12 protein-coding genes are annotated in these 13,034 nt (G+C 56.7%); 7 read left to right on the top strand and 5 right to left on the bottom strand.

Translation table 11 applies throughout. From position 1 onward, the window contains the following. Positions 1-90: 90 nt before the first annotated feature. The 3 genes from I6F20_RS38515 to I6F20_RS32565 form a co-directional block, all read right to left on the bottom strand. Positions 91-345 carry an ATP-binding cassette domain-containing protein gene (locus I6F20_RS38515; RefSeq protein WP_368736806.1) on the bottom strand — a complete coding sequence of 85 codons (255 nt, stop codon included), beginning with the start codon at positions 343-345 and terminating at the stop codon, positions 91-93. A 101-nt stretch (positions 346-446) separates the two neighbouring features. Further along, positions 447-818 (bottom strand): ATP-binding cassette domain-containing protein, encoded by a 372-nt coding sequence (locus tag I6F20_RS38055; RefSeq protein WP_275945415.1) that lies wholly within the window; start codon positions 816-818, stop codon positions 447-449. A 56-nt stretch (positions 819-874) separates the two neighbouring features. Then, positions 875-1,192, bottom strand: a complete 318-nt coding sequence (locus tag I6F20_RS32565) for a hypothetical protein (protein WP_225129814.1) — start codon at positions 1,190-1,192, stop codon at positions 875-877. A 787-nt stretch (positions 1,193-1,979) separates the two neighbouring features. On the opposite strand from I6F20_RS32565, the gene I6F20_RS38510 reads away from it, so the two are divergent. Next, positions 1,980-2,210: a GntR family transcriptional regulator gene (locus I6F20_RS38510; RefSeq protein ID WP_463671675.1), complete on the top strand. Its 231-nt coding sequence runs from the start codon at positions 1,980-1,982 to the stop codon at positions 2,208-2,210. Then, positions 2,158-2,751 (top strand): GntR family transcriptional regulator, encoded by a 594-nt coding sequence (locus I6F20_RS32555; RefSeq protein WP_225129811.1) that lies wholly within the window; start codon positions 2,158-2,160, stop codon positions 2,749-2,751. Before I6F20_RS38510 ends, I6F20_RS32555 begins: the two co-directional genes overlap by 53 nt. 268 nt (positions 2,752-3,019) lie before the next feature. On the opposite strand, the gene I6F20_RS32550 is transcribed toward I6F20_RS32555, so the two are convergent. Then, positions 3,020-3,790, bottom strand: coding sequence for a phosphocholine cytidylyltransferase family protein (locus tag I6F20_RS32550; protein ID WP_225129833.1), 771 nt, complete (start codon positions 3,788-3,790; stop codon positions 3,020-3,022). Between the two features lie 299 nt (positions 3,791-4,089). Then, positions 4,090-4,947: a phosphoenolpyruvate mutase gene (gene aepX, locus I6F20_RS32545; protein ID WP_225129831.1), complete on the bottom strand. Its 858-nt coding sequence runs from the start codon at positions 4,945-4,947 to the stop codon at positions 4,090-4,092. 566 nt (positions 4,948-5,513) lie between these two features. Here aepX and I6F20_RS32540 point away from each other — a divergent pair. From I6F20_RS32540 to I6F20_RS32520, 5 genes are all read left to right on the top strand, one after another. Continuing rightward, positions 5,514-5,726, top strand: coding sequence for a helix-turn-helix transcriptional regulator (locus I6F20_RS32540; RefSeq protein ID WP_225129809.1), 213 nt, complete (start codon positions 5,514-5,516; stop codon positions 5,724-5,726). A 634-nt stretch (positions 5,727-6,360) separates the two neighbouring features. After that, a complete protein-coding gene (locus tag I6F20_RS32535; RefSeq protein ID WP_225129807.1) occupies positions 6,361-6,951 on the top strand; it encodes a hypothetical protein in 591 nt (196 codons plus the stop codon). Further along, complete coding sequence (locus I6F20_RS32530; protein ID WP_225129805.1) at positions 6,941-8,470, top strand: hypothetical protein; 1,530 nt, start codon at positions 6,941-6,943, stop codon at positions 8,468-8,470. The genes I6F20_RS32535 and I6F20_RS32530 overlap by 11 nt, the downstream gene beginning before the upstream one ends. Before the next feature lie 2,278 nt (positions 8,471-10,748). Beyond that, entirely contained in the window at positions 10,749-11,108 is a 360-nt protein-coding gene (locus tag I6F20_RS32525) for a winged helix-turn-helix domain-containing protein (RefSeq protein ID WP_225129803.1), read from the top strand. A gap of 1,189 nt (positions 11,109-12,297) precedes the next feature. After that, positions 12,298-12,987 carry a class I SAM-dependent methyltransferase gene (locus I6F20_RS32520; protein ID WP_225129801.1) on the top strand — a complete coding sequence of 230 codons (690 nt, stop codon included), beginning with the start codon at positions 12,298-12,300 and terminating at the stop codon, positions 12,985-12,987. The last annotated feature ends 47 nt before the right edge of the window (positions 12,988-13,034 follow it).

Genomic DNA, 13,034 nt, shown 5'->3' with positions numbered 1-13,034 from the left:
TTCAGGATAAACGCCTTCTGGGCGTCCGAAAACTTCGAGGCCTTCATCGTCGTCGCTCCTCCCAGTCGAGGGATTTACGCAGCGCCAACTCTAGCCAAAAATGGTCCAGTTTGCCGGCCTCAGATCATGGGTCACAAAGAGGATTGCCATGTCTGGGCGGAGCCGTTCGAGCAAGTCAAGAATCTGCTTTTGCGTGGTTACATCGAGAGCAGAGGTCGGCTCGTCAGCGATGAGAAGCTTCGGCTTCATCGGGAGCGCCATTGCAATCATGACGCGCTGATTCATTCCGCCTGGCATTTCGTGCGGATAGTTTCTCATCGTCTCTTTGGGATCATCGATCCCCACATCGCAGAGTAGATCTGCAGCTCTTTCGCTCGCCTCTTTCTTGCTAGCCGCCGATCATCTGGACAGTCTCGCGAAGCTGGAATCCAATGTTCCGAACGGGGTTAAGATATAGGCTCGGCTGTTGGTAGATCATTGCACGCAGGCGGCCGATCGACATCGGCAAGAGGCCTGCCTTCGATGTGAATATCGCCGAGACATTTCAGCTCGGTACTTGCTACTCCCATGATGGTCGAACACAAGACGCTTTTTCCGCTGCCGCTTTCGCCGACAAGCGCGAAAAACTCACCTTTCCGCAACTCGAACTGAACGGCATCCAAGAGGCGCGTCTCGGGTCGGTCTGCAAGAACAACCGTCAATCCAGTAATGCTCAGAAGCGGCGGGCTGCCAGCCGCCATGGCTGGGCGCCCGGCATTCCCTTGCTCAAAAGTGTGAACAAAAGGTGCTTCAAGTGCGTGCAAACTGGTTTGGTCCATGATTCCACCTTTCGAGCAGACAATAGTCTTCTGCGTCTGGCCCAAGGCGTTCTCGGCTAGGCGTTGATTGCGCCTGGCCGAAAATCTATTAAACCGGTTGGCGTCGGTGCCCACTTGATGTTGGCGCGCTTTCCAAAGAACTCGCCAAGCGAATGGAGCACCGTTCCTGGTGGATCAATCTCGTCGAATATGTCCAGCATCTCTTGATAGGCAGCTCGCCTTTGCGCCGGGTCCTTCACCGTCAGCAAAGTTGTCTCCAGCACATTGAATCTGTCGTTCCGCCAATACCCACCCCTCTGAAAGTTGCTCTGAGACCCCCAGCGCGAGACGAACGATGCTGTGGGATCGGGGTAGATTGCGCCAACCTTTCCCATGCTCCCTCCCGAACCGTATTAAAACATCTGCAGCGATCGGGATTCAAGGTCGGATATGAACTCACGCCCGACGTAGACGCCGCAATAACAGCTGAACGGGTCGTCAACATTTGGGCTCGGGACAGAGAGAGCCATCTTCTGACAGAGATGTATCACAGCCTTTCCGAGGAGCCATGGTTTGGCGTCGCCTTCTCACGTCAGACTTCCGATGGCTCTCCACTTATCGCGAGTACCCTCCCGCTTTCCGCTGTCATGGCCGAACACCCACGAAGTGCGGACCTCGTCGTTTGGTCTCGCCGATTGCGGAGCGGCTAATCGGAGCGCTTCGCAAGATGCCGTGTACTACGATGGGACCTATCCGATCGGCGTTGGTATGCACGGAGGGCTTTCGGGGCACGAGCTGACTTCATTATGCATCCTTTGGCGATGCCTTTAGAAGCGGAGTTGTTGCTACCCCAACCAGTATCGTTGATCTGGTGCCGACGATCCTTTCCAGCTTGGGACTGCCGCTACCGTCGACGGTGCACGGCCGTATCATCGATGAAGCTTTGCAAGATCGCGAGGTCGGAGGTCAGTATGATGTCGAAGATGCGAGCGTCTCAATTGCCTGTTCAGCGCGCCGGTCAACTGTCTGCCGGGAGCTTTACCGGCAACGTCTTTATCTGAGGGAAGCGGCCGTGACCCGGCTCGTGCAACCGAAGAATGATAGACCTGGCGCTGATCCGACGCAATTGAAAGCCTGAACCACGGAGCATTTGACCTATGTATCAAGGAAAGCGCTAGGAGTTTGTTCGGTCGAACATCGAAGAAGCCATTGCCTCGAGCCGATTTCGGCCAGGCGAAAATTGCCAATGACGTAGAGCTTGCTCTCGAATATGGTGTCAACCGGCACACCGTAAGATACGCCATTCGGGCACTTGAGCAGGAACGACTGCTCCGTGTCGAGCAGGGGAGGGGCACCTTCGTTGTCGAACATCCAACACCCTATCTGCTCTCCCCTCAAACCCCTGACCGATAATCTCTTCTCCCAACGTCGCCTGGCGCGTCGTAAGATCCTGTCTGCTGCAACGATAAAGGCAGACGAGCGGCTCGCCGGCTACCTCGACTTGCAAGCTCGTGACGATGTGCTGCGCATCGACACGCTGAGCTATCAGGACGAGATCCCAATCGTCATTGCGCATAGCTACTTTCCGGCGAAACGCACTCCCGGACTGCTGGACAAATTCTCTGGCGCCAACTCGATCTCCACAGCTCTCAGGCGCATCGGAATTGACGACTACTCGCAACAGTGGGTGACGATAAGCGCACGTCTGCCCTCTGCGCAGGAGGCGCGCCTGCTTGGAATGTCCACTTCGGCGCCGGTCTTCGTCAAGGAGAGCCTTGACTGCTCCGGCCGTATTCCGATCAAATTTGGCGAGAATGTACTGTGCGCACCAAGAATCAGCTTCAGATTCGATTTTAAAGAGATTAGTTCCGCGGAGCAGCCGCTTGCAGGAAAGCCTCGATCCGGAAAAGCGCAAGCGAGGAAATCGAGATCATCTGCCCCCTTCAAGGTCTAGGTCCCTCCGGTTCCTGCGGTCGAAGCGGCTGGGAGCGCAATAACTATTTTCTACCACCTCGCTTGTGGGGGTGTGTTTCACGCTTCATGCCAGGACGAGCCGCTCGCGTTTTGCTGAGGCAATAGGCGGCCGCGTTGGTTGCGGCCCCCGATCAAGCTTGCGGGGCTTGGCATCGTTACGCGGCCTGGGAGGCAGCCGCGCAGGTCGTGAAGAGGCGCAGCGTCAAACCTTCCGTGATCGTCGTGAACCTCGCCCCTGCGCGGTTGGATCAAACGTCGGCTTTTGCGAAGATGCGTTCGGCGGTACGAAGATCTTCCGCATCATCAATTTCGTACCACCTGAGGTCATCGCATCTCACCGCAGCAAGCTGCAGGCCTTGTGTTTCCACGAGATAGGAAAGAAGCTCCTCAGTGTAGGCCTGGGTAGCTCCGGCCTTGATCATATCGTCTAGGGCCGGAACGAGCTCTGTCCGCAGAGTAGACGCGGACAGCCGCAACAGATTCATCGTCTTGTAAAGAGGCGGGTCATCCGCCATGAGATTTCTCGCTGTTTGTTTCAAACGAAATTCTGAAATGAAGCCAAGATCGGACAACAGGACCGCTGATCCCTGCATCAGCTGATCGAAGGGAGCGACAGCCGCTGCGTCGGGCGCTTCACTGATGAGCAGCTGCCGCAATACATTTTCCTCGAAGAAGACGTCGCCCTCAAGAAGAAAGCAGTCTCCGGAAAGCAGCGCGTCTCGCGCCAGCCATAGCGAATAGGCGCTGCCAGTACGATCGTAAACGGAGGATTCGACATATTTGACGTCAACCCCGCCAAAGCGGCCACCGCAGCTATCTTTGATCGCCTCTTTGCGATACCCGACAACAATCGTTACCTGTTCGACGCCGACACGGTCAAGGTTATGTAGCGCGTTGTGCAGGATGGGAGTGCCGTTAACTTGGACAAGGGATTTCGCGGTTAGATCCGTTAGCGGCCGCAGACGAGAGCCAACGCCAGCGGCAAGAATGAGAGCATTCTTGGGAGCATTCACTGGCATTTCATTCGCTTTCTTTAATCCCGCGCCTAACTCCGTGAGCATCGCGAGCGTTCTGTTCTTCCCTTCGGCCGCAGACCTGTTTAGATCGTCCCGGAGATCGAAAGGGCTAGGTCGTCACCCACGTGCATCTGGATTGCCTACCGCCTGGCGAGGGGAAGCTGTTTAGTGCTGTGCAAAGCTTCTCTGGCATTATAGGTCCGACTGCCTGTTGGTTGACACTTAGAGGGAGACCGCCGAGAGGGCACATCGGAGGACTTTCGAAGAAGGGGACGTTATGTGATAAACCCTCTCAGCATGGACTAGCGAGGCTGCAGATATCGCTTTTCGGCCGCGGCGAGCTCGTCATACCTCAGAAGCTCGAATATCTCGCTGAGCGGGGCGATATGGGGCTCAATGCCCGCAACGCCCTCTTGAGCTGCGATACTATCGCAGACGCGCCGCATTGCAGCTGCCGCAGCTCGCAAGGAGTGATTGGCCCAGATGACCGTGGAGATCCCCGCATCACGAAAGGTTGACACTGGTGTTCGATAGTACGTCGTCGGAACGATCACAACGGGTAGCCGGTTCCGCCACTCGGTGACGAACGAAAGCATTTCGTAAGCGGTACTTTTTCGCGAGTGAATCAGGATTGCATCGGCGCCTGCCTCGGCATAGGCATGAGCACGCAAGATGGCTTCATTCAATCCATGTCCAGCGATTAGCGCTTCGATCCTGGCCACGAGAACAACGTGTTCAGCGACCGTGTCCTTCACCGCCCGTAGACGACCGGAAAATTCATCGATATCGGCGAGCGGATGCCGCTCACCAATGAGCGAGTTCAGCTTCGGGAAGCAGCTGTCCTCAAGCGAGACGCCCGCCGCGCCAGCCTGATGAAGTTTGCGTGCGAGGAGGCGAGCATTGTTGAAATTGCCGAAGCCCCCGTCACCGTCAACGAGCACAGGTAGCTCGGTTGAGTCCACTATGCGTTCCACGCTCTGGACGAGCTGGGTCCATGAAGCTTCATTGGCATCGCGATAGCCGAGCGAACTGGCAATCGACAAACCAGAGGCCCAGAGCCCCTTGAATCCCGAGCGCTGCGCGATCGTGGCAGACAGGCCATCATGCGCTTCCATCAGAAACGACAGATCATCATTCGAGCACACCTGGGCGCGAAGCATTTCGACTGGCGACGACTGTGTGCATTGACGACCTGCGGTAGGCCGAACGGCTTGTGGTTGATACTGCATGCCTAAATCCTGGAAGCCGATCCTCGATTGGCGCAAATTTCACTGTTCATATCGTTTTGTCGTGAAGTCGATCAATGACCAGCGTTGGTAGTTTATTGGGGCGTAAAAGCTTGCATGATCGCCATAGGGTTATCGGATGAGCGTCGAGCCGACACGCCGGTTAAAGCTTTGGTGCAAATGAAAGATCTGGGCTCGCGAGCCGCGTCCTACGGCCCTTCACAGAGCATTCAGCCCTGGCGGGAGGAGCGCCTAGTCAAAGGGTGATATCCAGCTCACACAGATGTTAAAATATCGACTGCTACGATTGTCGTAAGTGCTGCTATTGCGTTGCGACGTATGTCGCAATCCGGTCGAGAGGGCTGCAGTTCGATGGCAGGCTCCCGAGAATGGACGGGCATCTCCCAGGAACGTGTCCTGCCGCGCGAGTTTGCGTGTGCCACTGAGTGGCATGGCACTTGCTGATCTCGTTCTTGCCCTCTCGGCTCCGGGAAAAATTCATGGCGGATGTGCAAGAAGTTGTGCTGTCGGAACGGGAAAAACAGTGTTTGCGATGGGTGGAGAAGGGGAAGTCATCCTGGGCCATCGGAGTCATCCTGGGCGTGAGCGTTAACACGGTCAACTTTCATATCAAGAATGCGATGCGAAAGCTGGAAACGACCAGCCGCACCCAGTGCGTCGTCAAGGCGGGGCGTCTGGGTCTTCTTGACTAACGGCCGCAGTTTCGTTGCCGCTGAAGATGGCGTGCAGCTATTTCGTCGCCGGCGCTCGCGTTGGATAATCGGACCCTGCATTCCAAAATGATCCCGGCCATAGGGTTTGGAAATGAGATTTTTCGGCTGCGAGCGGCCTGTTCGGATTGTTGTTGAAATCGATGTCCAAGGCCCAGCTTTCGGTCAGCCGCCCCAGACCAGCCGATATCGAACAGCTGCAGCTTGGCGAAAAGAATAATAATCAAGAGTTGTCGGGGCTAAGATTCGTTCAAGGCGACTCGATTGATGATTGAGGTCTATGCGTGTCTCGATCAATTCTGATGAATAACCCACGTTCGAGCCTTTGGGGCCTGAAAAACTGATAGAGCTCGTGGTGTCGGGAGGGATGCGCTTTGTGAATTTCCGCGACCAACGAGTGAACGCCGTTGATTGTTAGGGCTTCGCCGCTCCTGGTACCTAAGTGCGCGCAAACTAGCGCAGCCCCGTCAACTACTAAGGCTAATAATTGATCTGGATCACAGAAGCTGTCACTGTTTAGTTGAAGAACATCGCGCCGATCAAACTCACCTCCAGGTGTGGCATGCAACGTCAACCACTGTTTGCTCTCGCTAGGAGCCCTGAAAGGCGCGCCGCCTTGGCGCCTGCAGAATTGCTGGGCGGTCAGATCTGCTCCGAGAGCAAGCTGTTCTTCACAGAAGCTCATGATGCGGTCTGCGGCTCGAACACCAAGCGCGGAGGTCACTCGGCGTCGGCCCTGTCAATTGCCTCCTTCGTCGAGGTCGAAGGCGACGAGCATCATGGAATCAAGTCGTTGACGTGGCCAACGCCCATCGTGGGCTTGACCGAACTGGCTCGCGGTGACAGCGGCTTCGGGAAAGTCAACAATGCACATCTACGTGCGGAAACTCCGTCATCGGCGCTGCGGCGTCGCGCTGACGACAGCTGCTATACGAAGATGACCCCGTCTGGCCAACGACATCCGCTAGCCAAATGTGGAAGCCTCTCAGGCCGTCTACGGGCATTAAAGGGAACAGTCGCGGAGGTGCTAATCCGTGGGGCCGGAATAGCAGGGCTGATCACCGTCCATGGAATGGATGAAGCATTTTCAAGTGCTAGCGCCTCCGCCCTCTTGAAAACATCTGGCGTCATTCGCCTCGTCGTGACAGCATTTTGCGTTAGGCCACCCATCGTACTTGCGACGAGCGGATATGACTATGCGGCCTGACATCCCACAGGCATTCGCTCCGCCCGAACGCGACCACGCGCGCGGGTGGATCTACCGAGAATTCGGCGTCGAGCCGTTGATCCAATGCGCTGGCGTCCGCACGAATTATGGAGGAAGCAATCCGAGCGACGAGGTCATCGCGGCAATGAACGCGGCCGCCCGGGCTTTCGTCGACCTGGACGAGCTCGCGGAAGCCGCAGGCGAAAGGATGGCTCAACTCACCGGCGCCGAATGGGGTGTCATCACCGCCGGCGCTACAGCGGGGCTAGCATTAGCCACTGCGGCGTGCATTGCAGGAAACAACCCGGAACTGATGTTGCGGTTGCCGGATACGTCCGGGCTACGCAATACCGTGTTGATTCCATCCGACCAGCGTTTTGCTTATGAACAGGCGCTCCGCGTCGCGGGCGCTGAAGTCGTCAGCATTGGCACCACAGAGGAGTTTGCGCACGCACTGGATGGAAGTGTAGCGATGATCTGCTTGCTCGGTCGCATGGACGATGAGTCGGTATTGCCATTGAGCTCGCTCCTCCCTTTGGCACGCGCGCGCGGTGTTCCGATTCTCGTCGATGCCGCCGGGCTTTCTCCAGACAAGCCGGATAGCTGGATTAAGAAAGGAGCCGATCTGGTCGTTTACGCCGGTGGCAAGTATATCCGGGGGCCACAATCCACTGCTATCGTTCTTGGTAAGGAGCGGCTTTGCAGGTCGATCTGGTGGAACGGAACACCCCACCAGGCATTTGGCAGGTCGATGAAGGTCGGCAAGGAAGAGGTGGTTGGGGCCGTAGTCGCGCTCGACCGCTGGATCAATTCTCAATCGGCGAAAGATGAGCGTGATCAGTGGCTTGCGCGATCGAACCGGATCGAGGCTTACCTTGTCTCGCTGCCAGGCGTCACTACGGAAGTGCTGCCTTGGGCGAGTTTTGCAGCAGCTATTCGGCTGAAAATCATCTGGGATGCCGACATCATTCCGTTTGATGCGGAAGACCTAAGGCTTGCGCTCTTGCAACAACGACCGCGGATCCTGATCCACGATTTTTGGTCCACGCCGACATCAATCATGCTGGATCCGGTGAATCTCTCGGATGAGGAGGCTGATATTGTCGGCCGCGCTTTGGCATCCGCATTTCGTATGCCCCAGTCCATCGTTCGAGTGACTCCCTACTTCCCAGCGGAAGTGAATTTCTCCGGCAGCTGGCGTGTCGAAATGCAATTCCTTCATGGGTCTGCGACACACCACATCAAGATTCAGCAGGATGGTGAACTCATATCAGGTGTCCATCACACTGCATCGTCCTCCGGAGACATATCTGGTGAAGTTCATGGTCGCCATATTCACTTCGAGGCTGCGCACGAGCAGGTGCCGATTTCCTTGTTCTACGGGTTCGAGGGCGAATTCGCACAGGACGGCTCCGTCAGTGGAAAAGTGCGGCTAGGCGGTGCCACCAAAGAACATCTCGGGCCAGTGTTCAAAGGTCAGTACGGTTTTGCCGAATGGCATGCAACACACTGCGCATAACCGGTGTCATAACTCGGCCGAGCACGCAGCTTGTCAAGCGCGGCACAAGCCCGATCCACCATGGCTTCCGCAGACAGGAATAACTCTTGGCGGCGAACACCAAGGATGGCGGACCGCTCAGGTTCGACGGGCGAAGGCGGCTCTGGTGTGTCGAGGGCCGCTCGGCTCTTGTGCGAGCTTGGCGGCACAGCAGGCGTTTGCCATGAAACCAAAATGACGGGGGCGGCGGAAATCCCTTCGGCAACCCGCGGGGTAGAAAGCGCTGGTGAGCTCCTCAATGTCCAGCGTGATCACTTCGGACTTGTTGCCGGCGCGATCAATTCTTTCGCCGCAAGCGGATGATCCTGCTCACAGGTGAGGAGCCGATCCCTGGGGACCGCAACGTGATGGGGTGTAGCTGGCTGAGATAGACAAGACGTGCTTTGGATACGCCGAACGGAGCTTGGCGCAGACGTCCATTCGACTTTGCGGAGGGCGTCGACATGGTGGCCAAATGCCGCCCAGCTCGCTCAGGCGCGCCAGGTGGCCGAATAACCGGAGTTTCGCGTCCCCGGACGCTTCCTGCAGGCACTACACGAACAGCCGCCGGCAATCGTAATCGAAGCCGAACGAAAAGGAGGAAGCCCGGGCTAGCCAGCCCGGTTTCCACCAGGGGCAATCCCGCCCGCTGCCAGGCAACGAGAGGCGATGTGCACCCGGATGATGCGTCAGGAGCCGGCCACGGCATGGAAAAGTGCAATCATTCGGTTTCGGCTCCGATATGCATCGGGTTGGCGCCGATAAGACGGAGCGTCTCGGCTGCCTGCTTGAGCAGGATGTCATTGACCACCGCCTTGTTCTGAAGCGCGGTGGTGGCCACTGCCGGCACGTTGAAAATAAATATGGAAACAGGGGACAGGCAGCGGATCGGCTAGGCTCATCTCGATCACGACATCCAGCTGGTATGCTGGTCATAGGCGGTGAGGTACCTACTTGATCAACGGGTGGCTACATTTCCGCGCCGCATCGGCGGAAGTTCAACGGGAGAGGGGGCCAGCCATGGCCGCTCACCCATTAGCCTCGGCGTTATCGAAGCCGCGCTTCGCAAGCTCCTTGTTCCGATACGCAACAAGCTAGAGACCAAGAAGAAGCCCGTGGTCCGCTTCTGTCAGATCATCAACTGAAGCAATGTAATTGAGCAGTTGCGTATCTCGCTTGGCACCTACCAGAGTTGGTAGTGTCAAAAGCAGATGAGGCTTGGTTTGACTAGGTGCCCACGCGCCTTGCGACACGCTCCACTTACCCAGCGCGGCGAGTGCAAGCTCAACGTGCCTCGAAGCGCCGCACAGAAGCAATGCGAAGGCGAGCAGCCGTAGGACCTGCGATCACCAAGAGGATAACATAGTGGCTCGAAACCTCCGATTCTCGACCACGGCCAGTGGCAGCTGCCGCGCATATAGGCGCCTAGCTCTTGCGGAAGACGCTATTGCGCGTGACGCCGCTCTCTGGGCAGAGAGCGAGCAAGCAGCCCAGATCATAGTCGGTCCGTTGTTGAGGCGAGCGTCGCTCGGTCGAGTGGCAGCACAGGACCAAAAAAAAGCGTGCCGCCGTTCTGCTGCAGAGACCGATCGTATGCTGGCCTTTCCAAGCCTCGCCACAAATCTACCCGTCCGGTGCGTCAGCCGGGACAGCCGTCTGTTCGACTGGAGCGCTTGCGTTCCGCCTGCTCCGTCATCTCCGTGAGCATTCCCCCCACGACGAGTTCGTGGCTGCGGCACGACGCGGAGAGCACCCACCGGCTAGCGAAACGCCGTCATTCAGCTTGCGCAAGGCGATCCGCTGCGGCGGCTCGCGTAACTATACCTGGCCGTGCAAATTCTCCTACAGCTAGCTGTTTACCGCAGCTCGTGTGAATGACTGCTCAGCAGATAGGAAATTAGGTGACTTGATTTATGCGTCGGTCGGCGGGGCCTTACAGCCTTAATGAGCGTCTTGCGATGGATACAAGGTACAATGCCGCACAAATTGGCAAAGCTAATGCGCGTTCGGATCATCTGTTAGCGAGGTCAGCGCTCGATCACAGCAAAGAGGAGTACCGTTCGATTGTGCAAGGGGGAAAGCGTACCCGGCGAAATGTATCGGTGCCGGACCATTCTAATCCGCCAAAAGGAATGAGAGCCCATGAACCGCCGAGCGGCTTTGCAGGAGTTTCATGCCTCCAGAAACTCGTCCGACCGGCGTGCTGCACCGCTGAGAAGCCAAGGAACGCGCGTTATCGTAGGATAATTACGAGACTGATATGCGGCCCATCGATCGCAAGAAAAAGTCGGAAAGCACACGCATAGCGCCCTCTCACGACAAGTTGGTGTTTCTAGACCTGGTCCTGGATGTTCGCGCCCAACGCGTCAGCCGCAACGGTCGGCCGATCAAGGTAAGGCCGTTGGAATTCCGCTTGCTGCAGCATTTCCTTGAACACCCCGAGCAGGTGTTTTCTAGGACCGAGCTCCTATCAATCATTTGGGGACAGAACCTCCATGTCGGGTCGCGAAGCGTCGACCTTCAGATCAGCCGCCTACGCAAGGCACTCAATAAAGGCGGCCAGCGCAACTATATCCGCACCGTACACTCGCGAGGTTACTCCCTCGATGCGCAGGAGTAGCGCGCCCGACCCGGCGGCTCCGGCCATTAATCGCTTGGCCAAGATTAAGCCGCGACATTCAATCACTCTCGCACGCTTCGATAGTGTTTGGGGATCCGGGCGACATCATCCCGGAACAATAGGCGACATCATGGGCATCCGCGGTATCATCGAACGCCGCCCGGGGAGAAGCCGAATGTCGGCTGAACTTTGCAATCGCATAGATATAGGATTTGAGTTGATGGCGACAAATTGCGGATTGTGACGTTCTCGATATCCCGCACAGAAGGTTCCTCGTAGTCATCTGAATCTCCTGTCTGGATGGAGTGCGCAATGACCGAGATCCTCTCCGACAGAGCATCACCGTTCAGCATGCTTGCCCTCACTTCGCGTAGCGGCTTCGTATGATCATTAGTCGGCTCGCAACCTGACCACGCGCTTTGGTCAGCGGACAAACGTCTCAGGTGAACCATCTAACACTTTGTGTTTGGGTTGTCAGATCGTCGACACAGGCTTGTTTATTCAATCACTTATTGGGGCCTCTCTAACAAAATTGCTGAACGCAACCAATAAAACGTTCTTCGCATCGAGCAGCCAAATTGGCACGCGTTTTGAAGCCCTTCCTTCGGGAGCGGGCGGAGCTGCCGATTGGCGTTCATCTCTGGTACCGACTTAGGTCGGACGAGAAGGAAAGCAACGTGCCAGATTTACGTCAGAGTGCATTCGACAGTAAGGGGGCATCGGCAAGGCTCACTACCCTGCAAAATACGATCGCAGCCTTTGTCGACCTCGAGCAGTATATCCTTATCGTCGGCTGCGACCTCAAATCGGCTTCACCGCGTCGTGTAGGTTTGTTCGTTCCAAGATTGCCAGACGGTTACAGCAAAGCACTTCGGCGCCTTGGCTTTCGAGCGTCTACAAAGACGCGATAGTTAGATCGAGGCTGAAGCGAGTCTCAGGATTGCCCGGCGATCCCACGGCGATGGACTACGATTTCGAGGGGATCATCGACGGCGATAGCTGACCGGGATCGTTCACTCAGACAATCGCATCGGCGTGACGATCAAGCGGCAATTCAGACAAGCTAGCTGGCACGACCAGCCTGATGGAGGACGAGATGCGAGTTGCTAAGAAGCGGTCCTTTGGAAACTTTTCCGAAGTAGCAGAGACTTATCCGCGGCGTCCGCCTTATTCACGTCGAGTCCTTCAGATGCTTGTCGACCAGGTAAAGAACTTAGCCGACAGTCCGACTTTCGCGGATATCGGCGCTGGTACGGGCGCGATCGCCTATGCCTTGGCTGACATGGGGCTTACCGGCTATGCGGTCGAACCTGATACTGAGATGGTCGCGGTCGGGCAGAGGCTCGGCCGAGCTTATCCAACCGTCTCTTGGATTAATGCGCCGGGCGAGTGCACGGGCCTGGCCGACGGTACGCTCAATTGGGTTTGCTACAGCTCGTCGTTCCATTGGACGAACAAGAGCGAAGCGCTTCGCGAAGTTATGCGGATCTTGCGACCCCGCGGGTTCTTCACAATTACAACCTTCCTTAACGATCTTGAGACCGACCCCTTTCAACTCGAAATTGAAGCGAAGCTACGCGATATGGTGCCGGCGTTGCGGCGGGCGCGTCTCCCATTCGTTGCCGAGATGGAAACTTACGAGGCGCTGCTCAACCAATATCCGGAGCTGGGCAACTGCATTTCTCTTGCTACCACCGAGACGATCTCCATGAGCGAGGAGCAGTATCTCAACTACTGGGCTGGTTTCCACGATATTCCGAGTCAGGTGTCCCCCGAGGTATGGACTTCCATTCTGCAAATGGCAGCCGAGACGTTCCGACATAGGCAGCCGACGGGTATAAGATTTCGCTCTATGGCATGGCATTCTCAACGAGACTGAGCCGAGTGCCAGTCTCATAAGCTCAGATTAAAGACAACGAATCAACA

The organism is Bradyrhizobium sp. IC3123 (genome assembly GCF_020193625.1).
Classification (GTDB): Bacteria; Pseudomonadota; Alphaproteobacteria; order Rhizobiales; family Xanthobacteraceae; genus Bradyrhizobium; species Bradyrhizobium yuanmingense.
This window is presented reverse-complemented; position numbering and strand designations above follow the sequence as displayed.

Excerpts from the sequence above, each read along its gene's own strand:
- I6F20_RS38055 (WP_275945415.1), bottom strand. The coding sequence starts at position 818 with ATGGACCAAACCAGTTTGCACGCACTTGAAGCACCTTTTGTTCACACT.
- I6F20_RS32565 (WP_225129814.1), bottom strand. The coding sequence starts at position 1,192 with ATGGGAAAGGTTGGCGCAATCTACCCCGATCCCACAGCATCGTTCGTC.
- I6F20_RS32550 (WP_225129833.1), bottom strand. The coding sequence starts at position 3,790 with ATGCCAGTGAATGCTCCCAAGAATGCTCTCATTCTTGCCGCTGGCGTT.
- aepX (WP_225129831.1), bottom strand. The coding sequence starts at position 4,947 with ATGCTTCGCGCCCAGGTGTGCTCGAATGATGATCTGTCGTTTCTGATG.
- I6F20_RS32540 (WP_225129809.1), top strand. The coding sequence starts at position 5,514 with ATGGCGGATGTGCAAGAAGTTGTGCTGTCGGAACGGGAAAAACAGTGT.
- I6F20_RS32530 (WP_225129805.1), top strand. The coding sequence starts at position 6,941 with ATGCGGCCTGACATCCCACAGGCATTCGCTCCGCCCGAACGCGACCAC.
- I6F20_RS32525 (WP_225129803.1), top strand. The coding sequence starts at position 10,749 with ATGCGGCCCATCGATCGCAAGAAAAAGTCGGAAAGCACACGCATAGCG.
- I6F20_RS32520 (WP_225129801.1), top strand. The coding sequence starts at position 12,298 with ATGCTTGTCGACCAGGTAAAGAACTTAGCCGACAGTCCGACTTTCGCG.